The 20,160-nt window shown below is 67.8% G+C and carries 21 protein-coding genes; 10 read left to right on the forward strand and 11 right to left on the reverse strand.

Going from position 1 to position 20,160, the window contains the following annotated elements; translation table 11 throughout:
- Positions 1 to 3 precede the first annotated feature (3 nt).
- Together trpD and QM693_RS13465 are read right to left on the reverse strand one after the other, a co-directional pair.
- On the reverse strand, positions 4 to 1,092 hold the full coding sequence (gene trpD, locus QM693_RS13460; RefSeq protein ID WP_280782587.1) for an anthranilate phosphoribosyltransferase: 1,089 nt from the start codon (positions 1,090 to 1,092) through the stop codon (positions 4 to 6).
- 43 nt (positions 1,093 to 1,135) lie between these two features.
- Positions 1,136 to 1,606, reverse strand: a complete 471-nt coding sequence (locus tag QM693_RS13465) for a hypothetical protein (RefSeq protein WP_283334242.1) — start codon at positions 1,604 to 1,606, stop codon at positions 1,136 to 1,138.
- Positions 1,607 to 1,733: 127 nt separating this feature from the next.
- On the opposite strand from QM693_RS13465, the gene ctaE reads away from it, so the two are divergent.
- The 4 genes from ctaE to qcrB all read left to right on the forward strand — a co-directional run bounded on the left by ctaE (position 1,734) and on the right by qcrB (position 6,079).
- A complete protein-coding gene (ctaE, locus tag QM693_RS13470) occupies positions 1,734 to 2,345 on the forward strand; it encodes an aa3-type cytochrome oxidase subunit III (RefSeq protein WP_005260123.1) in 612 nt (203 codons plus the stop codon).
- A 64-nt stretch (positions 2,346 to 2,409) separates the two neighbouring features.
- Positions 2,410 to 3,261 carry a cytochrome bc1 complex diheme cytochrome c subunit gene (qcrC, locus tag QM693_RS13475; RefSeq protein WP_105413619.1) on the forward strand — a complete coding sequence of 284 codons (852 nt, stop codon included), beginning with the start codon at positions 2,410 to 2,412 and terminating at the stop codon, positions 3,259 to 3,261.
- Positions 3,258 to 4,400, forward strand: coding sequence for a cytochrome bc1 complex Rieske iron-sulfur subunit (gene qcrA / locus QM693_RS13480; RefSeq protein WP_283352576.1), 1,143 nt, complete (start codon positions 3,258 to 3,260; stop codon positions 4,398 to 4,400). The genes qcrC and qcrA overlap by 4 nt, the downstream gene beginning before the upstream one ends.
- Before the next feature lie 29 nt (positions 4,401 to 4,429).
- A complete protein-coding gene (gene qcrB, locus QM693_RS13485; RefSeq protein ID WP_105413747.1) occupies positions 4,430 to 6,079 on the forward strand; it encodes a cytochrome bc1 complex cytochrome b subunit in 1,650 nt (549 codons plus the stop codon).
- A gap of 2 nt (positions 6,080 to 6,081) precedes the next feature.
- On the opposite strand, the gene QM693_RS13490 is transcribed toward qcrB, so the two are convergent.
- Complete coding sequence (locus tag QM693_RS13490) at positions 6,082 to 7,029, reverse strand: DMT family transporter (protein WP_283352577.1); 948 nt, start codon at positions 7,027 to 7,029, stop codon at positions 6,082 to 6,084.
- A 69-nt stretch (positions 7,030 to 7,098) separates the two neighbouring features.
- Here QM693_RS13490 and QM693_RS13495 point away from each other — a divergent pair, with 69 nt between their 5' ends.
- Complete coding sequence (locus QM693_RS13495; RefSeq protein WP_283352578.1) at positions 7,099 to 7,701, forward strand: TetR/AcrR family transcriptional regulator; 603 nt, start codon at positions 7,099 to 7,101, stop codon at positions 7,699 to 7,701.
- A gap of 68 nt (positions 7,702 to 7,769) precedes the next feature.
- Here the strand turns inward: QM693_RS13495 and QM693_RS13500 are convergent, their stop codons facing one another.
- Both QM693_RS13500 and ctaC read right to left on the reverse strand, forming a co-directional pair.
- The gene (locus QM693_RS13500; RefSeq protein WP_005573189.1) at positions 7,770 to 8,186 is read right to left on the reverse strand and encodes a cytochrome c oxidase subunit 4; all 417 of its coding nucleotides are present in this window, start codon (positions 8,184 to 8,186) and stop codon (positions 7,770 to 7,772) included.
- Positions 8,187 to 8,227: 41 nt separating this feature from the next.
- Positions 8,228 to 9,295, reverse strand: coding sequence for an aa3-type cytochrome oxidase subunit II (ctaC, locus tag QM693_RS13505; protein WP_043824202.1), 1,068 nt, complete (start codon positions 9,293 to 9,295; stop codon positions 8,228 to 8,230).
- Positions 9,296 to 9,567: 272 nt separating this feature from the next.
- On the opposite strand from ctaC, the gene asnB reads away from it, so the two are divergent.
- The gene (gene asnB, locus QM693_RS13510) at positions 9,568 to 11,493 is read left to right on the forward strand and encodes an asparagine synthase (glutamine-hydrolyzing) (RefSeq protein ID WP_283352579.1); all 1,926 of its coding nucleotides are present in this window, start codon (positions 9,568 to 9,570) and stop codon (positions 11,491 to 11,493) included.
- Between the two features lie 71 nt (positions 11,494 to 11,564).
- Here the strand turns inward: asnB and QM693_RS13515 are convergent, their stop codons facing one another.
- The 3 genes from QM693_RS13515 to QM693_RS13525 form a co-directional block, all read right to left on the reverse strand.
- Positions 11,565 to 12,539: a carbohydrate kinase family protein gene (locus tag QM693_RS13515; RefSeq protein WP_283352580.1), complete on the reverse strand. Its 975-nt coding sequence runs from the start codon at positions 12,537 to 12,539 to the stop codon at positions 11,565 to 11,567.
- A 178-nt stretch (positions 12,540 to 12,717) separates the two neighbouring features.
- Positions 12,718 to 13,068, reverse strand: coding sequence for an iron-sulfur cluster assembly accessory protein (locus QM693_RS13520; protein ID WP_005247725.1), 351 nt, complete (start codon positions 13,066 to 13,068; stop codon positions 12,718 to 12,720).
- 141 nt (positions 13,069 to 13,209) lie between these two features.
- The gene (locus tag QM693_RS13525) at positions 13,210 to 14,283 is read right to left on the reverse strand and encodes a glycerate kinase family protein (protein ID WP_283352581.1); all 1,074 of its coding nucleotides are present in this window, start codon (positions 14,281 to 14,283) and stop codon (positions 13,210 to 13,212) included.
- 88 nt (positions 14,284 to 14,371) lie between these two features.
- Between QM693_RS13525 and QM693_RS13530 the strand changes: the two genes are divergently transcribed.
- Positions 14,372 to 15,028: a DUF3043 domain-containing protein gene (locus QM693_RS13530; protein ID WP_280782595.1), complete on the forward strand. Its 657-nt coding sequence runs from the start codon at positions 14,372 to 14,374 to the stop codon at positions 15,026 to 15,028.
- 3 nt (positions 15,029 to 15,031) lie between these two features.
- Here the strand turns inward: QM693_RS13530 and QM693_RS13535 are convergent, their stop codons facing one another.
- Positions 15,032 to 15,247 carry a hypothetical protein gene (locus QM693_RS13535; protein ID WP_280782596.1) on the reverse strand — a complete coding sequence of 72 codons (216 nt, stop codon included), beginning with the start codon at positions 15,245 to 15,247 and terminating at the stop codon, positions 15,032 to 15,034.
- 100 nt (positions 15,248 to 15,347) lie between these two features.
- Here QM693_RS13535 and cobU point away from each other — a divergent pair, with 100 nt between their 5' ends.
- The 3 genes from cobU to QM693_RS13550 are packed head-to-tail and all read left to right on the forward strand — an operon-like array spanning position 15,348 to position 17,853.
- Positions 15,348 to 15,995 (forward strand): bifunctional adenosylcobinamide kinase/adenosylcobinamide-phosphate guanylyltransferase, encoded by a 648-nt coding sequence (gene cobU / locus QM693_RS13540; RefSeq protein ID WP_283334237.1) that lies wholly within the window; start codon positions 15,348 to 15,350, stop codon positions 15,993 to 15,995.
- Positions 15,992 to 17,110, forward strand: a complete 1,119-nt coding sequence (gene cobT, locus QM693_RS13545; protein WP_283352582.1) for a nicotinate-nucleotide--dimethylbenzimidazole phosphoribosyltransferase — start codon at positions 15,992 to 15,994, stop codon at positions 17,108 to 17,110. The genes cobU and cobT overlap by 4 nt, the downstream gene beginning before the upstream one ends.
- Before the next feature lie 2 nt (positions 17,111 to 17,112).
- The gene (locus tag QM693_RS13550; protein ID WP_283334235.1) at positions 17,113 to 17,853 is read left to right on the forward strand and encodes an adenosylcobinamide-GDP ribazoletransferase; all 741 of its coding nucleotides are present in this window, start codon (positions 17,113 to 17,115) and stop codon (positions 17,851 to 17,853) included.
- 19 nt (positions 17,854 to 17,872) lie between these two features.
- On the opposite strand, the gene QM693_RS13555 is transcribed toward QM693_RS13550, so the two are convergent.
- Together QM693_RS13555 and gcvT are read right to left on the reverse strand one after the other, a co-directional pair.
- On the reverse strand, positions 17,873 to 18,976 hold the full coding sequence (locus QM693_RS13555) for a branched-chain amino acid aminotransferase (RefSeq protein WP_029537317.1): 1,104 nt from the start codon (positions 18,974 to 18,976) through the stop codon (positions 17,873 to 17,875).
- A gap of 63 nt (positions 18,977 to 19,039) precedes the next feature.
- Positions 19,040 to 20,140, reverse strand: coding sequence for a glycine cleavage system aminomethyltransferase GcvT (gene gcvT / locus QM693_RS13560; protein ID WP_283352583.1), 1,101 nt, complete (start codon positions 20,138 to 20,140; stop codon positions 19,040 to 19,042).
- Positions 20,141 to 20,160 lie beyond the last annotated feature (20 nt).

Below are 20,160 nucleotides of genomic sequence, written 5' to 3' on the forward strand. Positions count from 1 at the left end.
CGACTATTTGCTGGTGGCCAGTCCCGACGTGAGTTCGGCCCACCGTGCGAGCAGCGTCGCGGCCGCTCCACTGTCGATCGACTGCGCCGCCGCCGAGAGTCCGTCCGACAGCGCGTCTTCGAGCGTGCGGCCGCCGAGTCCCCGGAACGCGGCGATCGCCGCCGCGGCGTTGAGGAGGACCGCGTCGCGGACGGGTCCGGTCTCACCGGCGAGGAGTCGCCGGGCCACCGCCGCGTTCACCTCGGCATCGCCGCCGCGCAGTTCGTCGAGCGACACCCGCGCGATCCCGATGTCCCTGGGGTCGAGCTGACGGGTGGTCACCGCCCCGTCCGCCACGATGTGCACGGTCGACGTGGTCGACGTCGTCAACTCGTCCAGGCCGTCGTCACCGCGCACCACGAGCGCCGAGTTGCCGCGCTGCGCGAGCACACCGGCGACCACCGAGATCAGGCCCGGGAACGCGCAGCCGATGAGGCCGGCCCGCGGACGGGCCGGATTGGTGAGCGGTCCGAGCACGTTGAAGACGGTCGGGATGCCGATCTCCTTGCGCGGCGCGCCCGCGAACCGCAGGGCGGGATGGAACACCGGCGCGAAGCAGAAACCGATGCCGACCTCCCGGACGCAGCGGGCCACCTCGTCGGGGCCGAGATTGATCTTCACCCCGAGTGCCTCGAGAACGTCCGCGCCGCCGCTCTTGGACGACGCGGCCCGGTTTCCGTGTTTGACGACGCGAATGCCGGACGCCGCGACCACGAGTGACGCCATCGTGGAGATGTTCACGGTGTTGGATCGGTCACCACCGGTGCCGACGATGTCGACGACGTCGTCGTCGACGGGGACCTTGCGCGCGTGCCCGAGCATCGAGTCCGCGAGTCCGCGCAACTCCTCCGGTGTCTCGCCCTTCATCTTGAGGGCGACCCCGAACGCCGCGATCTGCGCGGACGTGGCGTTGTCGGACATGATCTCGTCCATCGCCCATCTCGCCTCGTCCACCGACAGGTCACGTCCGTCGGTGAGCGTGCCGAGGACCGACGGCCACGTGCGTGCCGGCCGCACACCGTCGTTCGTCCCCTGAGCAGTCGGGCTCTGCATCGTCGTGTCCCCTTGTACTAGTGGCGGATCCGGTCCTGGCAGCCTAGTCACCGGGCGGATCGGACTCGCGCGCCGGTTGCGTCGCGTCCCAGCCGTCGACCGAGCCACCGAGCCGCTGCGCCAGCCCGGCCATTCTCGACCGTTCCTGAGAACAGTGCAGCGCATCGAGGATCTGGACCCGCTGCAGCACGAGTCCGACCGTCGCACCGTCCTCGGCCGGGGATGCCGGACCGTCCGGATCCTGCGGTCGGTAACCGTCCTGCGCGGCGATCGACACGGCGTCGGCCACGGACGAGGCGGGCAGCCGCAGATGGTGCCGCAGCACCGCTTCCGCGCCGGCGTCCCACCGCGGATTCTCGGCGGCGGCGCGGTCGAGCGCGGTCGAGCACGCCTCCACGTCGTCGAAGCTCGAGGCGACGACCACGAGGTCGGGACGATCCTGATCGAGAGGGGCCGGTTGCCGACTGCCGAACAGCCTCCGCAGCCACCCCGTACTGTTGTCACGAGAGCGCATGACTCCACCCTTTCACGGTCCGCCACCAGGGCTGTCAGCAGGGAGAATCGGACAAGCGGGGCGCGTCGACGCGCCGAGGGTGGACCCGGGTAGTCGTCTCTTACGACGAAGCGTCATACTTCTGTCTGTGACGAGCGCAGTAGGGACTTCAGGATCAGCAATCACCCAACGCGTGCACTCGCTGAACCGACCTAACATGGTCAGCGTTGGCACCATCGTGTGGTTGTCAAGTGAGCTCATGTTCTTCGCAGGGCTCTTCGCCATGTACTTCGTGGCGCGAGCACAGGCGAATGGGAACTGGCCGCCGGAGCCGACCGAGCTGAATCTGTTCCTCGCCGTACCGGTGACGCTGGTGCTGATCGCCTCGTCGTTCACCTGCCAGATGGGTGTGTTCGCGGCCGAGCGCGGCGACGTCTTCGGCCTCCGCCGGTGGTACCTCCTGACGCTGGCGATGGGCACCTTCTTCGTCCTCGGCCAGGCCTACGAGTACATCCACCTCGTCGAGCACGGCACCTCGATCTCCAGCAGCGTGTACGGCTCGGTGTTCTACATGACCACCGGCTTCCACGGCATGCACGTGATCGGCGGCCTCATCGCGTTCGTCTTCCTGATCGCACGCACCAAGGTCAGCAAGTTCACGCCCGCCCAGGCCACCGCCGCCATCGTCGTCTCGTACTACTGGCACTTCGTCGACATCGTGTGGATCGGCCTGTTCGCCACGATCTATTTCATCCGTTGATCAGCTGAACGCCCCAGGCAGCCCCCTGACGTCCAGTCCGTCCCGACATACCAAAGGGATACAGATGAGTTCATCCCCCCCTCCCGCATCCGATACCACAGCGTCTGCCGCGAAGGCACGCCGCCAGCGGAAGCTCCGCAGGCGCGTCACGGGCGCCCTGGTCCTGATGATGGGACTGGTCAGCGCCGGTTTCCTCGCGTCCGCGTTGACGCCGACCCCGCAGGTGGCCACCGCCACCGACGATCAGGCAGCACTGATCCGCGAGGGCAAGCAGTTGTACGACACGTCGTGCATCACGTGCCACGGCGCGAACCTGCAGGGTGTGCAGGATCGCGGACCGAGCCTGATCGGTGTCGGCGAGGCAGCCGTGTACTTCCAGGTGTCGTCGGGACGCATGCCGGCCTCGCGCAACGAGGCCCAGGTCGAGCGCAAGCCCGTCAAGTTCGACGCCGAGCAGACGGACGCCATCGGCGCGTACGTCCAGGCCAACGGTGGCGGCCCCACCGTCATCCGCGACGAGAACGGCGAGATCGCCCAGTCGTCGCTGCGCGGCGGCGACATCGGACGCGGCAGCGAGCTCTTCCGCCTCAACTGCGCGTCCTGCCACAACTTCACCGGGCGTGGCGGTGCGCTCTCGTCCGGTAAGTACGCGCCGGTCCTCGACCCGGCCAGCGAGCAGCAGATCTACGCCGCGATGGTCACCGGCCCGCAGAACATGCCCAAGTTCTCGGACCGTCAGCTGACCCTCGAGGAGAAGAAGGACATCATCGCCTACATCAAGTCGTCAGGCGAGACGAAGCAGCCCGGCGGCTACGGACTCGGCGGCATCGGTCCCGCCTCCGAGGGCTTGGCCATGTGGGTCATCGGAATCATCGCTGTCGTCGGTGCAGCACTGTGGATCGGAGCAAGGTCATGAGCGACGCTGGCCAGCCGGGCGGCGCCACGCCAAAGAAGTACACGGATGCAGAACTCGAGAACCTGAGCCGCGACGAACTGGTCGAGCTCGGCACCAACCTCGACCACGTCGATGTCGCGTTCCGCCGCAACCGCTGGGTGGTTCCGGGGACGAAGGCCGAGAAGCGCGCCGAGCGGTCGGTCGCCTTCTGGTTCGCTCTCTCCGGCATCTCGGCGATCGCGTTCATCGCGATCTACCTCTTCTGGCCCTGGGAGTACGCAGGCGCCGGCGAGGAGCACTACTCGGCCTACAGCCTGTACACGCCGCTGATCGGCCTCACCATGGGTCTGGCCATCCTCGGCCTCGGTGTCGGAGCGGTGCAGTTCACCAAGAAGTTCATCCCCGAAGAGGTGTCCATCCAGGACCGCCACGACGGTGGATCGTCCGAGGTCGATCGCAAGACGATCGTCGCGGAACTCGGCGACTCGTTCGACACGTCGACGCTGGGACGCCGCAAGCTCCTCAAGCGCACCCTCATCTTCGGCGGCGGTGCCCTCGGCATCATGTCCGTCATGCCCCTCGGTGGTCTGGTCAAGAACCCGTGGGCCAAGCGCGACGACTCCCCGCTGTGGGTGTCGGGATGGACGCCCCGCTACGCGGGCGAGACCATCTACCTGCGCCGCGACACCGGTCGCCCCGAGGACGTCGTCCTCGTCCGCCCGGAAGACCTGGACGCCGGCGCCATGGAAACGGTGTTCCCGTTCCGTGAGTCCGACCGCGGCGACCACGACGCGCTGCTCGAGGCGCTGCGCGGCATCCGCAACGCGACCATGCTCATCCGCCTCCGCACGGAGGACACGGCGCGGGTCACCAAGCGCAAGGGCCAGGAGAGCTTCAACTACGGCGACTACTTCGCCTTCTCGAAGATCTGCACCCACCTCGGCTGCCCCACCTCCCTGTACGAACAGCAGACCAACCGAATCCTCTGCCCGTGCCACCAGTCGCAGTTCGACGCGCTGACCTACGGAAAGCCGATTTTCGGTCCGGCCGCTCGTGCACTTCCGCAGTTGCCTATTACAGTGAACGAAGAGGGTTTCCTAGTCACAACGGGTGACTACATCGAAGCTCTCGGCCCGGCATTTTGGGAGCGTCGACCGTGACCGACAACAAACCGTCCAAACTGAGCGCGATGGCCACCGGCCAGGCCGAAGCGATGGACTCGCGCTACCACCTCGCAGCGGGAATGCGGCGGCAGATCAACAAGGTCTTCCCCACCCACTGGTCGTTCCTGCTCGGCGAGATCGCGCTGTACAGCTTCGTCATCCTGCTGATCTCCGGTGTCTACCTGACCCTGTTCTTCGACCCGTCGATGGCGCACGTCGTCTACAACGGTGCGTACGAGCCGCTGCGCGGCGTCACGATGTCCCGCGCGTACGAGACCACGCTGAACATCTCGTTCGAGGTTCGCGGCGGTCTGTTCGTCCGTCAGATCCACCACTGGGCGGCGCTGATGTTCGCGGCGTCGATCGTCGTGCACCTGATGCGCATCTTCTTCACCGGCGCCTTCCGGCGTCCGCGTGAGGCCAACTGGGTCATCGGCTGCCTGCTGCTGATCCTGGCGATGTTCGAGGGATTCTTCGGCTACACGATCCCCGACGACCTGCTGTCCGGCACGGGCCTGCGCGCCGCGTTCTCCGGCATCACGCTGAGCATCCCGATCGCGGGCACCTGGATGCACTGGCTGATCTTCGGCGGCGACTTCCCCGGCGACCTGATCATCCCCCGCCTGTACGTCGCGCACGTCCTGCTGTTCCCGGGCATCATCCTCGCCCTGATCGCCGGTCACCTCGCGCTCGTCTGGTACCAGAAGCACACGCAGTTCCCCGGCCCCGGCCGCACGGAGAACAACGTCGTGGGTGTGCGCATCCTCCCGGTGTTCGCCGTCAAGTCGGGTGCGTTCTTCGCGATCACGTTCGGTGTGCTCGCCGTGATGGGTGGCGTGCTGCAGATCAACCCGGTCTGGACCATCGGCCCCTACAACCCGTCGCAGGTGTCGGCAGGTTCGCAGCCCGACATCTACATGATGTGGACGGACGGCCTGGCCCGCCTGTGGCCGGCGTGGGACATCTACCTGTTCGACCGCTACACCATTCCGTCGGTGTTCGCCGTGGCGTTGATCATGGGTCTGGTGTTCACGGTGCTGATCGCCTACCCGTGGATCGAGAAGCGTCTGACCAAGGACGACGCTCACCACAACCTGCTGCAGCGTCCGCGTGACGTTCCGGTGCGTACCGCGATCGGTGCGATGGCGATTGCGTTCTACGCCGTCCTGACGATCTCCTGCATCAACGACATCATCGCGTACCACCTGAGCATCTCGTTGAACGCGATGACGTGGATCGGCCGCATCGGCATGGTGTTGCTGCCTCCGATCGCCTTCTTCGTGGCCTACCGGTTCTGCCTGGGTCTCCAGCGCAGCGACCGTGAGGTTCTCGAGCACGGCATCGAGACCGGCATCATCAAGCGGATGCCGAACGGTCAGTACATCGAGATCCACCAGCCGCTCGGCCCGGTCGACGGCCACGGTCATCCGATCCCGCTCGAGTACCAGGGTGCGACCGTCCCGAAGAAGATGAACAAGCTCGGTTCCGCCGGCAAGCCCGGTTCCGGCAGCCTCGTCACGGCCGACCCGGTCGAGGAGAGCCTGGCTCTCGAGCACGCCCTGCACCACGGCGAGCACGAGCAGCTCACGATGCTGCGGGAGTACCAGGACCGCGCCCACGGCAACGGTTCGTCGGCTTCCGGCAACGGATCGTCCGGCAACGGCGAGGCCCACTAGCCTCACCTCCGCAACCGAGCAGAGCCCCGAACCACGTCCGGTTCGGGGCTCTGCTCGTCTGTGGGCGTGCCCGCTCCCCTCCCCCGCGGCTGTGCGCGGAACACGAGCGCGACCGCCCCGAGTCCCAGAAGTAGACCGAGCGCGGTGAGGATCCCGAACGGCTCGCCGAACATCACGGTCCCCCAGATCGCCGTCACCGGTGCCATCAGGAACATCAGGGCATTGACCCGGGTGACTCCACTCCGACGCAGCACGAGCCAGTACAGGCCGTAGCCGCCGAACGTGGACAGGGCGATCAGCCAGGCCACCGACCACCAGAACGATGCCGTCGGCGGTGGCGACACCTGTCCGGCGCACGCGGCGAGGGCGATGAAGAGCACGGCGCTGGTCGCGCAGTGCACGGTCATGGACACGACGGGGTCGGTGTCGGTCGGTGAGCGACTCTCCAGGAATGTCGCGGCCACCAGCGACAGCATCCCGGCGAACGGCACGAGATACGCCCACCAGGACACCCCGGACGCAGCGGTGGCGTCGCCTGCGGTGACGATCACGACCCCCGCCAGTCCGAGCAGCAGCCCCCACCACTGCCGGGGCGCGACGTACTGACCCAGCAGCGGGCCGGCCAGCACGGCGACGACCAGGGGCTGGGTGCCGTCGATCAGTGCCGTGGTGCCGGTCGAGACGCCGAGTCCGATCGCCTGGTAGACGGTCAGCAGATATCCGGTCTGCGACAGCGCGCCGACCGTCACCTGACGGCCGAGCGCACGGGACCCGAGTCCCCGCCACCGTGCGCGTCCGAACAGGGCGGCCGCCAGGGCAAGTGCGACGGCGAGCGGCAGGAACCGCCAGGTCAGTACGGTCAGAGGGGCCGCGTCCCCGGCGCCGAGTTTGGCCCCGATGAAGCCGGAGCTCCAGCACAGGACGAACATCACGGCGAGAAGCGCATTCACGTTTGACCACCACCTAAGTAAACAGATCGGTATACCTCTTCAACCTATACCGATCTGTATACTTTTGTCATGGAATCTGTGCCGTCACCGCGACGCGTCGTGCTGACACCGGGAGCGAGGCGGGCGCTGGACGCGGCCGGCCGCCTCTTCTACGAGCGGGGAATCCACGCGGTCGGCGTGGATCTCATCGCCACCGAGGCCGGTGTCACGAAGAAGACGCTCTACGACCGTTTCGGTTCGAAGGAACAGATCGTCGTCGAGTACCTCGCCGACCGGGACGAACGGTGGCGGGCGTTTCTCGCCGGCCATCTCGACACCGCCGGCGACTCCCCCGGACGGCGCCTGACGGCGATCTTCGACGCATCCCGGGAGTGGACCGCGGAGAACAGCGCGAAGGGGTGCAGCATGGTCAACGCGCACGCGGAGATCAGCGACCCGGCACATCCGGCGTACGCCGTCATCGTCGGCCAGAAGCGGTGGATGCTCGACCTGTTCACCGGCGTGTGCCGGGACGCGTCGGTGCGCGACCCGGAGACACTCGCACGCACCGTCATGCTGCTCCACGAAGGGGCACTGGTCTCACACGGGCTGCAGGTGTTCCCCGAGGCGGTGCGACTCGCATCCGATCAGGCGTCGGCGCTCCTCGCCGCGGCGGCAGGCCCGGCCCGTTAGTGACGGCAAAGCGGAGGCGCCGAATCCCGGTGGGATTCGGCGCCTCCGCGGTCCGACTGTGGGTGGAACTAGTGCTTCTCGGGCCCGACGTAGTACTCGAAGACGAGACCCGCAGCGGCCGCGAGAACCGCAATCACGGCGACCACGATCATCCACGGCTGGAAGAACGCCATCGCGACTGCGACGAAGGCGGCAGAAGCGGCGAGCAGGATCGGCCAGTAGCTACCGGGGCTGAAGAATCCCAGGTCGCCTGCGCCGTCGGCGATCTCCGCGTCCTCGTAGTCCTCGGGACGGGTGTCGAGTCGACGGGCAACGAACCGGAAGTACGTTCCGATGATCAGCGTCAGTCCCGCCGACAGGCAGATGCCCGTCAGACCCGCCCACTCGATACCGGTTCGTGAAACGGCGGTGAAGACGCCGTAGACGATCGCGACGAGAATGAAGAATACCGTCAGGATCTCGAAGAGCTTGGCTTCGATCTTCATATCAGCACTTGTCCTTGGTCAGTGAGGTATCAGCAGCAGGTTCAGTTACCTTCGACACCGCTCGCCTGCTTGTAGCCGCGATCGGTGGTGAAGGGAGACGTCGACGTCGCAACCGGGGACTCGCCGATGGCCTGCAGAGCCTCCGCCGTGGTCAGATCCCGGCCGCCTTCGCTCGCCGGCTTGCGCAGCTCGATGTACTGCGCGAACTTGTCGGGGCTCACGGCGCGAACCTCGAAGTTCATCATCGCGTGGAACGTGCCGCACATCTCGGCGCAGCGCCCGACGAAGGCACCTTCCTTCTCGATCTCACTGATCTGGAAGACGTTGTCGGAGTGGTTCTCCTTCGGGTTCGGGTTCACGTCGCGCTTGAACAGGAACTCCGGCACCCAGAAGGCGTGGATGACATCGGCCGAGGCCAGTTCGAACTGGATCCGCTTGCCGGTCGGCAGAACGAGGATCGGGATCTCGTTGCTCGAGCCGATCGTCTCGATCTTGTCGTAGTGCAGGTAGGACAGGTCCTGGGGGGTCTTGCCGTGGATCGGCCCGGGCTGGGCGTGCTCACCCTCGGCCTCCGCCTCGGACGCCGGCGCGGACTCGACCGCAGCCTGCGCTTCCTGATCGACGCCGTCGTACTTGCCGCCACCCTCACCGAGGTCGATGGAGCGGTAGCCGAACTTCCAGTTCCACTGGTACGCAGTGACATCCACCACCACGTTGGGGTTGTCCTCCTTCTCGAGGACATGGTTCTGCACGACCACCGTGAAGTAGAACAGCACGGCAATGATGACGAACGGAACCGCGGTGTACGCCAGCTCGAGCGGCACGTTGTATGCCGTCTGCCGCGGGAACTCGGGTGAGTCCTTCTTCTTACGGTGGAAGATCACCGCCCAGAAGGTGAGTCCCCACACCAGCACACCCATGACGAGGGCGGCGATGACCGACCAGGTCCACAGTTCACGCATGCGGTGCGCCTGTGGGGTTACGCCCGAAGGCCACCCGAAACGAAGCACCTCGTTGTCGATTGAACAACCCGACAGCAGCAAGGCAGCAATGCCCAAAGATACTGCCAACCCTGCCCGCCGAAGGATCCGACCTTGCGCCACGTTCACGCCTTCCTGATCGCCGCAAATTCCACTAGGGCACACCCGATGGGAAGGCCCAATTACTACGCAGCGTAGACCAAAGGCGGCGGCTCTCCATCCTCGGGTCGGGCGACGTGTCGCTGCCGGTGCCGCGGCGGTGTCGCTGTTCGAGCCGGGGCACCGTCACCGGCGGCCCGAACCGGACGCTCCGGGAATCTGCGGCATACTTTCCGGCAGAGATCCCTGACCACTCCACCTCGTGGAGCCTTCCAAGATTCTGAATTGAGGTACCGGACGCTGTGTGCGGACTGCTCGGGCTACTGACCTCTGGAGAAACCAGCGACAACGCCGTCTCACAGGTCGACCAGGCAATGCACTGCCTGCGGCACCGTGGGCCGGACGAGCACGGGACCTGGCACGACGACCACCTCGTCTTCGGGTTCAATCGGCTGTCGATCATCGACATCGAACACTCCCACCAGCCTTTGCGGTGGGGTCCGGCGGAGAATCCGGAACGCTACGCGCTGACGTTCAACGGCGAGATCTACAACTACCTCGAGGTTCGGGCCGAACTCGCCGAGCAGTTCGGTGCGCAGTTCGTCACAGAGGGTGACAGCGAGTCCATCGTCGCCGCGTTCCACTACTGGGGCGAGGACGCCGTCCGTCGTCTGCGCGGCATGTTCGCGTTCGCGATCTGGGACACGGAGACGCGGGAGCTGTTCATCGCGCGCGATCCGTTCGGGATCAAGCCGCTCTTCCTGGCGACAGGCACCGGCGGCACCGCATTCGGTAGCGAGAAGAAGAGTCTGCTGGAGCTGGCGAGCCTGATCGGCATCGGCACCGAACTCGATCCGCGGGCCGTCGAGCATTACACCGTCCTTCAGTACGTGCCGGAGCCGGAAACCCTCCACAAGCAGATCCGCCGCCTCGAGTCCGGTTGCTTCGCACGTGTGCGCCCGGGCGAAGAACCCGTGATCACCCGCTATTTCGCGCCCACGTTCCCGGTGCGTCCGTTCGCCGCGGGCACCGAGCAGGCCCGCTACCGCGAGATCGCCGAGGCGCTCGAGGATTCGGTCGCCAAGCACATGCGCGCCGACGTCACGGTCGGGTCCTTCCTGTCGGGCGGCATCGACTCGACGGCAATCGCGGCGCTCGCGATGCGCCACAACCCGAACCTGATCACGTTCACCACCGGTTTCGAGCGCGAGGGCTACTCCGAGGTCGACGTCGCAGCCGAATCCGCCGAAGCGATCGGCGCGCGCCACGTGGTGAAGGTGGTGAGCCCGTCCGAGTTCGCCGCCGCCATCCCCGAGATCGTGTGGTACCTCGACGATCCGGTTGCCGATCCCGCACTGGTTCCGCTGTGGTTCGTGGCCAAGGAGGCGCGCAAGCACGTCAAGGTCGTGCTGTCCGGTGAGGGCGCCGACGAGCTGTTCGGCGGGTACACCATCTACCGCGAGCCGATTTCGCTCAAGCCGTTCGAGTACCTGCCCAAGGGCCTGCGGCGGGCCGCCGGGAAGCTGTCCGAGCGCATCCCCGAGGGCACCCGGGGAAAGAGCCTGCTCAACCGCGGTTCACTGACCCTGGAAGAGCGGTACTACGGCAACGCGCGCAGCTTCAACGACGCACAGTTGCGCGCCGTCCTGCGCGACTTCCGGCCGGAGTGGACGCACCGCGACGTCACCGACCCGATCTACGCGCAGTCGCAGGGGTGGGATCCGGTGGCCCGGATGCAGCACCTGGACCTGTTCACGTGGTTGCGCGGCGACATCCTCGTCAAGGCCGACAAGATGACCATGGCCAACTCGCTCGAACTGCGGGTGCCGTTCCTCGATCCCGAGGTCTTCAAGGTGGCGTCGCAGGTGCCGTTGGATCAGAAGATCACCAAGAGCACCACCAAGTACGCGCTGCGTCAGGCACTGGAGGGCATCGTGCCCGGGCACGTGCTCCATCGGGCGAAGCTGGGCTTCCCGGTGCCGCTGCGGCACTGGCTGCGCGGCACGGAACTGTTCGATTGGGCACATGAGCAGATCGCGGCGTCGGGCACCGATCACCTGCTCGACAAGGCCGCGATCACGAAGATGCTGAACGACCACCGGGACGGCGTGTCCGACCACAGCCGTCGCCTGTGGACCGTGCTGATCTTCATGGTCTGGCACGGCATCTTCGTCGAGAACCGCATCGTTCCGGAGATCGCCGAGCCGGCGTACCCGGTCTCGCTGTAGGCGCTTCGCGCCCGTGCGCCTTTTTGGTAGTTGGCGCTACCAAAAAGGCGCACGGGCGGCGGAGCCGCCTGTTACGGCAGGACGGCAGCGATCTCGTCGGCCGCGGTGGATCCGTAGGCGTCTGCGAGGCGCTTGACGGCCTCGTCGCGGTCGAACGTCCATTCCTGGGTTCCGACGGTCTCCAGTACGAGCACGGCCACCAGCGACCCCAGCTGTGCGGAGCGCTCGAAACTCAGGCCCGCGCTGTGCGCGAGGAGGAATCCGGCCCGGAATCCGTCACCGACACCGGTCGGGTCGACCTTCGCCTTCTCGGGGACGACGGCGACGCGGGTCCAGTTGCCCTCGGAATCGACGATCTCGACGCCCTTGGAACCGAGCGTCGTGACGCGGACACCGACCTGAGCGCGGATCTCTTCTTCGGACAGTCCGGTCTTCTGCTGCAGCAGTCCCCATTCGTACTCGTTCGTGAACAGGTATTTTGCGCCGTGGATCAGCGCCGCCGCCTCCTCGCCGTTCAGTCGGGCGAGTTGCTGCGACGGGTCGGCGGCGAAGGGGATGCCCTGCCGGCGGCATTCCTCGGTGTGGCGGATCATCGCCTCGGGGTCGTTGGCGCCGATGAGGACCAGCTCGAGCGGTTCGGCGTCCTGCGCGATCCCCGAAAGCTGGATCTCGCGGGCCTCACTCATCGCACCGGGGTAGAACGAGGCGATCTGCGCCATGTCCTCGTCGGTGGTGCACACGAAACGCGCGGTGTGCGCGGTGGTCGAGATCCGGACGGCGGTGCAGTCGACGCCGTTGCTCTCGAGCCACCGGCGGTAGTCCGCGAAGTCGGCTCCGACAGCCCCGACCAGCAGCGGAGATCCACCGAGGACGCCCATGGCGTAGGCGATGTTGCCGCCCACTCCCCCGCGCCGGACTACGAGGTCGTCGACCAGGAAGCTCAACGAGATGTGGCTGAGCTGATCGGCGAGCAGTTGCTCGGCGAACCGGCCCGGAAACCGCATCAGGTGGTCGGTGGCGATGGAACCGGTTACCGCAATTGTCACGGGCGGATGCCTTTCGATGAGTTCGGTCGGGATTTCTCACCGTACCCCGGAGTACCACCATGATCGGTCGGCAGCACGGGACCCGGGTACGTGGAGATCGGGCACGAAAAAAGTCTGACGCGGCAGCCGGTCGGCGCCGCGTCAGACTTGTCGATTCAGTTGTACTTCGGCCTGGGACTCAGTTGAAGGAGTCGCCGCAGGCGCACGAACCGGTCGCGTTGGGGTTGTCGATGGTGAAACCCTGCTTCTCGATGGTGTCGACGAAGTCGATCGAGGCACCCTCGACGTACGGCGCGCTCATCCGGTCCACCGCGAGGGCGACGCCACCGAAGTCCACGATCAGGTCGCCGTCCAGGTTCCGGTCGTCGAAGAACAGCTGGTAACGCAGTCCTGCGCAGCCGCCGGGTTGCACGGCGATACGCAGTGCGAGGTCGTCGCGACCTTCCTGATCGAGCAGCGCCTTCGCCTTGGCGGACGCGGCTTCGGTCATCTTGACGCCGTGGACGGCGGTCTCGTTCTGCACAGTCATGGGCTCTCCCTGTAGTTCGTAACAAACCCGTGAACGCTTCAACGGTACTCCGCGCCCGACTTATTCCCGGGTTCCATTCCCTGCGGCAGCGTCCGCAGATCGATCCACGTCCATGGTATCCGACGTCACGGATTCGGGTTACTACCCTGCGGCCGCACCTTCCCACCCCCGGGCTGCGGCCGCCGCGAGGTCTCTCAGCTGCGCGTATGCGTCCGACATCGCGAGTTCGGTCGATCCCGCGTGATCGACCAGGGACAATGCGTCGTCGATGCCCGCGCTGTCGAGGTCCGCGGCGTCGAGGAGGACCTGCCCGGCAAGGACGAGCGTCGCGATCGACCGCCGGCGGGCGTCAGCGGCGAGCGCGATCACGAGTTTCCCGCGCAGCGACTGCTGGTCGAGGCGGCCTTCGCCGGTGATCACGAGCTGGGCGGAGGCGAGTTGGCGGTCCTGCCGGGTGCGCTGAGCGACCACCTGAGCACCGGATTCGCGGGTCGCGCCGAGGGCGAGCAGCGCGGCGCCGATGCCACCGGCGGCGCCGGCTCCGGCCTCGGCGGCGACCTCCCGGGCCGTCACCCGCTGCAGTTGCCCCGCCCACGCGGCGTTCCGGTCCTCGAGGAAGGCGACGGTGTCGGGGTCGGCACCCTTCTGCGGTCCGAACACGCGGGCGGCGCCGTGCTCGCCGAGCAACGGGTGCTCGACGTCGGACGCGGCGACCAGTTCCACCGAACGCAGGCGGGCGACGGCGGCGTCCGCGCTCCCGAACCCCTGCGCGAGGGCTTCGACGAGGCCGCGGCCGCCGTCGGTGCAGCTGCTGCCGCCGAGACCGACGACGATTCTGCGCGCACCGGCGTCGAGGGCCGCCACGACGAGTTGACCGACGCCTCGACTGTGTGCGTCGCGGGCGGTGCGGGGCGTCGGCGGTCCGCCCAGCAGTCCGAGTCCGCAGGCCTGGGCGGATTCGAGGTAGGCGTCGGTGCCGTCGAGGAGCCAGCGGGCGGTGACGTCGGCGCCGAGCGGCCCTTCCACGACCGCGGTGCGGACGGTGCCGCCCGCCGCGGCGATCACGTCCACGAATCCGGGGCCGCCGTCGGACTGCGGCGCTTCGATCAGCTGGTCGTCCGGGCGCACGGCCGACCATCCCGCCGCGATCGCGGCGGTCGCCTCGACGGCGGTCAGCGTTTCACCGAAGGAGTCCGGTGCGATCATCACTCGCATCGGCGAAGTGTATGGCGACGGGCGCGACCCGGCATTTCGATGTGAGGGCGGTTTTCCTCCCGGTGCCGTCTTCCCATACTCTGGAAGGGTGAAATTGCTACGCCGCGGTGATTCGGACAATTCAGACAAGCGGGACGTCGAGGTCGCCGAGTCGTCCACGGCCTCGGAGGCGGAGTCCGCCGAACAGGCGGGCAAGGGCCGCCCGACCCCCAAGCGACGCGACGCCGAGGCGAGGCGCCGCGGACCGGTCGCGCCCGCGCCCCTGACGGCGAAAGAGGCACGCGCCCGTAAGAAGGCCACCCGCGGCAGCAAGGAAGAGCGCAAGGTCGCCGCGGCGGAGCGACGCGCCACCGCCGCCGAGCGACGCGCCCGCATGCTCGCCGGCGAGGACAAGTACCTCCTCCCCCGCGACAAGGGCCCGGTCCGCGCGTACGTCCGGGACATCGTGGACGCCCGGCGCAACCTGGTCGGCCTGTTCATGCCGCTGGCCCTGGTTCTCATCATGGCGATGTTCGTCAGCCCGGCGCTGCAGGCGATCGTGACGCTTGCAATGCTCATCATGATGATGTTCATGGCCATCGAGGGCGTCTGGCTGGGCCGCAAGATCAACAATCAGGTGCGGGAGCGCTTCCCGGACACCCCCGACGGCGGTTTCAAGCTCGGGTGGTATGCGTTCGTGCGTGCGTCGCAGATCCGCAAGCTGCGCGCCCCCAAGCCGCGGGTGCGCCCCGGCGACGCCATCTGACGGTCAGTTGTGGGGCGCGCGGTGCGTCTCGGCGAGCAGCCGCCCCAGTTCGGCGTCGCGGTCGTACGACAGGTCGGTCATGGGATCAGCCGGTCGGAAGAAGTTGTCGCGGTAGCTTTTCCGCAGTCGCGGCGGGAGTGGACCCAGGTGCCGACCGGCGTACATCACGGCCGCATGCAGCACGAGGAGAAGTGCAACGAGGACGAGGAATTCGGTCATGGCTGAAATTTTCCGCCCATTCACTTCCCGCCAACAGTGGCGGAATTGACGTTCTTCGTCAAAATACTGCCACTCCCGTGGGTTGGTAGCGTTTCCCTCCGTGCCCACCGCCGATTCCCCGGACCGCCCGAGCCGTCCGAACCAGACGTCGCGAACATTGGTGCTCGGCGGTGCACGCTCCGGAAAATCCGCTCACGCCGAGGAACTGACGCAGGCCCTGGCCGGGGCGGGCCGGGTGCGCTACGTCGCCACCAGTCACCGCGACCCCGACGACCACGACTGGGAACACCGCATCGCTCAGCACCGCGATCGACGTCCCGGCAGCTGGCTCACCGTGGAAACCGCGCACCGGCTCGACCTCGCCGACCAGCTGCGTTCTCCCACCGAGGCCGCGGCCACCCTCGTCGACGATCTCGGCACCTGGCTCACCGTCGAACTCGACGGCGCCGCAGCCTGGGAATCGCCGCGGGGCACCATCACCTCACGCACGGACGAACTCGTCGCGAGCGTCCGCGACTACCGCGGCGCACTCGTGCTGGTGACTCCCGAGGTGGGTCTCGGTGTCATTCCCGAGACCCGGTCCGGTCGCCTGTTCCGCGACGAAATCGGCGCCCTCAACGCGCGACTCGCCCAGGTCTGCGATCGCGTCGTCCTCGTCGTCGCCGGGCTGACCATGATCTTGAAAGATGATCCCGCACGTGAGTCGCGCGGGCCAGAAGTGTCCACTCGAGCGAGAGGCCAAGCGTGACCAGCGAGTCCGTGAGCACCGACCCCGGTCGGTTCGAACCCGTCACCCCACCCGACGAAGGGGTGCGCGCACAGGCCGAAGCCCGTCAGCTGCAGCTCACCAAACCGGCCGGCTCGCTCGGACGCCTCGAGACGCTCGCGTGCTGGGCCGCGGCCTGCCAGGGCGTCTGCCCGCCCGTCCCCTTCGCGCGGGCGCGGGTGGTGGTGTTCGCCGGTGACCACGGGGTGGCCCGGACCGGCGTCTCGGCGTATCCGCCCGAGGTGACGGCCCAGATGGTCGCCAACTTCGTCGGCGGCGGGGCAGCCGTCAACGCTCTCGCGAACCGGGCAGGCGCCAGCGTGCGCGTCGTCGACCTGTCCGTGGACGGCGACACGGATCCGTCGGTGTCCGCGTTCAAAATCCGCCGCTCGTCGGGGGCGATCGACCGCGAGGACGCGCTCACCCACGAGGAGACACTGCAGGCCATCGAGGCCGGACGGTCCATCGCCGACTCCGAGATCGATTCCGGCGCAGACCTGTTGATCGCCGGCGACATGGGAATCGGCAACACCACACCGGCCACCGTTCTCATCGCCGCGCTGACGGACACCGAACCGGTGGCGGCGGTCGGCCGGGGCACCGGTGTCGACGACGCCGGCTGGATCCGGAAGACGGCAGCGATCCGCGACGCGATGCGCCGGGCCCGGCCGGTGGTCCGGGACACGGTGGCGCTCCTGCGGACGGTGTCGGGCGCCGACCTCGCCGCGATGGCCGGCTTCCTCGCCCAGGCCTCCGCCCGCAAGACCCCGGTGATTCTCGACGGCGTCGTCGTGACCGCGGCCGCCATGGTCGCGGAGGAACTCGCGCACGGCGCCCGCGCGTGGTGGCTGGCCGGTCACCGTTCGACGGAACCGGCACACACGATCGCGCTGAAGCATCTGCAACTCGACCCTCTCCTCGAACTCGACATGCGGCTCGGCGAGGGGTCCGGGGCCGTCACCGCACTGCCGATCCTGCAGGGCGCCGTCGCCACGCTCGCGGAGATGGCGACGTTCGCTGAGGCCGGCGTCAGCACCCGCGACGCCGAGGACGGCGACGGCACCGAGACCGGCTCCGCCGCCGATACCGCGGGCTGACCGTGTCGGGCGTGCTGCTCGCGTTCTCCTGGCTGACAGTTCTTCCCCTGCACGGACCGGATTCCGTGGACCGCGTGTCGGGTCGCCGCGCGATCCGGGCGGCGCCGGTGACCGGGATCGCGCTGGGAGTCCTGGCCGCGGGGCTGCTGTGGGCGCTCGTGTCCGCCGGTCTCGACCCCGCCCTCGCCGGCCTGATGACGGTGGGTGCACACGCTCTCGCCACCCGGGGCATGCACATCGACGGTCTGTCCGACACGGTCGACGGGCTCGGCTGTTACGGGCCGCCGGAGCGGGCGCGGGCCGTGATGCACAGCGGCGGTGCGGGCCCGTTCGGGGTGTGCGCCCTGGTGATCTGCCTGGGCGCGCAGGGACTGGCGTTCGGATCTCTCGCCGCCGCAGGACAATTCGCGTGCGTCGCCGTCGCCGTGGCGGCTGGGCGGGTGGCGGTCGTCTTCGCCTGCCGGCGCGGAATTCCCGCGTCGTCGACGGAAGGTTTCGGCGCACTGGTCGCCGAAACCCAGTCACCGTGGACCGGCATCGCCTGGACCGTTCCGCTCCTTGCGGCGGCCGCGTGGTGCACCTCGCCGTGGTGGCAGGGACCCGTCGTCGTGGCGGTTGCGCTGACGCTCACCGCGTTGCTGGTGGCCCACTGCGTCCGGCGATTCGCCGGCCTGAACGGCGACGTTCTCGGCGCCGCGCTCGAGATCACCGTCACCGTCGCGGCGATCGGTCTCACTTTCTGAGCACCCGCCGGAACCGAGCTCAGCGCAGTTTGGTCATCCACCCGTGGGTGTCGGCGAACGTTCCCCGCTGAATGCCGGTCAAAGTGTCGCGCAGGGCCATGGTGACCTCGCCGGGCTCGCCGTCGGCGATCGTGAATTCACCCTCGGCCGACTTGACCCGGCCGACGGGTGTGATGACCGCCGCCGTACCGCACGCGAACACCTCGGTGATCTCGCCCGACTTGGTCTTGGTGCGCCATTCGTCGGTGCTGATCCGACGCTCCTCCACCGCGAACCCGGCGTCGGTCGCGAGGGTCAGCAGCGAGTTGCGGGTGATACCCGGCAGCAGCGAACCGGACAGGGACGGCGTCACGAGGCGGGCGTCGGAACCGGAGCCGAACACGAAGAAGAGGTTCATGCCGCCCATCTCCTCCACGTACGACCGCTCGATCGCGTCGAGCCACACCACCTGGTCGCATCCCTCGTCGGCGGCCTGCGCCTGCGCGAGAAGCGAAGCCGCGTAGTTGCCCGCGAACTTGGCGGCGCCGGTGCCACCGGGTGCGGCGCGCACGTACTCCGTCGACAGCCACACGCTGACCGGCTTCACACCACGCGGGAAGTAGGCGCCTGCGGGCGAGGCGATCAGCAGGTAGCGGTACTCGTCGGCCGGACGCACCCCGAGTCCGGCCTCGGTGGAGAACATGAACGGGCGGAGGTACAGCGCGTCCTCACCACCGGCGGCGGGCACCCATTCGTGGTCCAGCTCGAGCAGTTCGGTGATCGACTTGACGAACAACTCCTCCGGCAGTTCCGGCATCGCGAGACGGCGAGCCGACGTCGCGAGTCGTTCGGCGTTCGCCTCGAGGCGGAACGTCGAGATGCCGCCGTCGGGCTGCCGGTACGCCTTCAGCCCCTCGAAGATGGCCTGTCCGTAGTGCAGCACCATCGCGGCGGGGTCGAGCTGAAGCGGCCCGTACGGTTCCACCTTGGCGTCGTGCCAGCCGAGCTCCGTGGAGTAGGTGATCGACACCATGTGGTCCGTGAAGTACCGGCCGAATCCGGGCGCCGCCAGTATCTCTCGCCGTACCTCGTCGGAGGTGAGGGCGGGATGCGGGACGCGAACGAACTCGGTGACACCTGTCATGCCCGTGATCTTATCGAACGCCTTCCGCCGCCCCACGGCCGACAGGTCGTCCGCGACAGGCGCTTACTTGGTGTTGATCTCCACGAACGGCGGAGACACCACCTCGGCGCGCAGCGAGCGCCCCCGGACGTCCACGGCGATCTCGTCACCCGCCGATACGCCGGCTCCGGAGTCGAGCAATGCCAATGCGATCCCGGCCTTGAGCGTGGGCGAGAACGTGCCCGACGTGGTCTCGCCGATCGACTCGCCGTCGCGCAGCACGGTCTGACCGGCTCGGAGTACCCCGCGGTCCAGTGCCTTGATGCCCCACAGCTTGCGCGCCGGGCCGGACTCCTTCTCGTCGGTGAGCGTCTCCTTGCCCCAGAACTTCGGCTTCTTCCACCCGATCGCCCAGCCGCATCGCGCCTCGAGCGGGGAGATCTCCAGGGACAGTTCGTGACCGTGCAATGGGTATCCCATCTCGGTGCGCAGCGTGTCCCGGGCACCGAGACCGGCGACCTGGCCGCCGTGCGCGCGGACCTGCTCGACCGCGGCCCGGAACAGCGTCTCGCTGTCCTCCCAGCGCGGCAGCAGTTCGAATCCGATCTCACCGGTGTACCCGCTGCGGCAGACGCGGACGGGAACCCCGTCCCAGGTGGCGTCCGCGAAGGCCATGTACTCGATGTCCGTCGGCAGGCCGAGCGCGGTGAGCACCTCGGCCGACTTCGGGCCCTGGACGGCGATCACACCGAAGTCCCGGTGCTGGTTCTCCACCGTGACACCCTCGGGCGCCGTGGCGGCCAGTGCCGCGACCACGTCCGCGGTGTTGGCCGCGTTGGGGACGAGGAACACCTCGTCGGGCCTCACGAAGTAGGCGATCAGGTCGTCGATCACGCCGCCCGACGGCGTGCAGCACAGCGTGTACTGCGCCTTGCCGGGCCCGATCTTGTCGAGATCGTTGGTCAGCGCCGAGTTGACGAAGGCGGCGGCGCCGCTGCCCCGCACGAGGGCCTTGCCGAGGTGGCTGACGTAGAACACCCCTACCGACTCGCGCACCGCGGTGTGCTCGGCGACGACACCGGCGTACGAGACGGGCATCTCCCAGCCGCCGAAGGGAGCGAACGTGGCCCCGAGTTCGACGTGAACGGCGTGGACGGGACCCTGCGGCAACTGCTCCTCGGTCATGGGCCTCAACTTATCCGACC

Origin of the sequence: Rhodococcus sp. IEGM 1305 (assembly GCF_030058635.1) — a bacterium.
Classification (GTDB): Bacteria; Actinomycetota; Actinomycetes; order Mycobacteriales; family Mycobacteriaceae; genus Rhodococcus_F; species Rhodococcus_F opacus_D.

Excerpts from the sequence above, each read along its gene's own strand:
- QM693_RS13555 (WP_029537317.1), bottom strand. The coding sequence starts at position 18,976 with ATGACAGGTGTCACCGAGTTCGTTCGCGTCCCGCATCCCGCCCTCACC.
- QM693_RS13535 (WP_280782596.1), bottom strand. The coding sequence starts at position 15,247 with ATGACCGAATTCCTCGTCCTCGTTGCACTTCTCCTCGTGCTGCATGCG.
- qcrC (WP_105413619.1), top strand. The coding sequence starts at position 2,410 with ATGAGTTCATCCCCCCCTCCCGCATCCGATACCACAGCGTCTGCCGCG.
- QM693_RS13500 (WP_005573189.1), bottom strand. The coding sequence starts at position 8,186 with ATGAAGATCGAAGCCAAGCTCTTCGAGATCCTGACGGTATTCTTCATT.
- gcvT (WP_283352583.1), bottom strand. The coding sequence starts at position 20,140 with ATGACCGAGGAGCAGTTGCCGCAGGGTCCCGTCCACGCCGTTCACGTC.
- trpD (WP_280782587.1), bottom strand. The coding sequence starts at position 1,092 with ATGCAGAGCCCGACTGCTCAGGGGACGAACGACGGTGTGCGGCCGGCA.
- QM693_RS13520 (WP_005247725.1), bottom strand. The coding sequence starts at position 13,068 with ATGACTGTGCAGAACGAGACCGCCGTCCACGGCGTCAAGATGACCGAA.
- QM693_RS13465 (WP_283334242.1), bottom strand. The coding sequence starts at position 1,606 with ATGCGCTCTCGTGACAACAGTACGGGGTGGCTGCGGAGGCTGTTCGGC.
- qcrA (WP_283352576.1), top strand. The coding sequence starts at position 3,258 with ATGAGCGACGCTGGCCAGCCGGGCGGCGCCACGCCAAAGAAGTACACG.
- QM693_RS13495 (WP_283352578.1), top strand. The coding sequence starts at position 7,099 with ATGGAATCTGTGCCGTCACCGCGACGCGTCGTGCTGACACCGGGAGCG.
- QM693_RS13525 (WP_283352581.1), bottom strand. The coding sequence starts at position 14,283 with ATGCGAGTGATGATCGCACCGGACTCCTTCGGTGAAACGCTGACCGCC.
- qcrB (WP_105413747.1), top strand. The coding sequence starts at position 4,430 with ATGGCCACCGGCCAGGCCGAAGCGATGGACTCGCGCTACCACCTCGCA.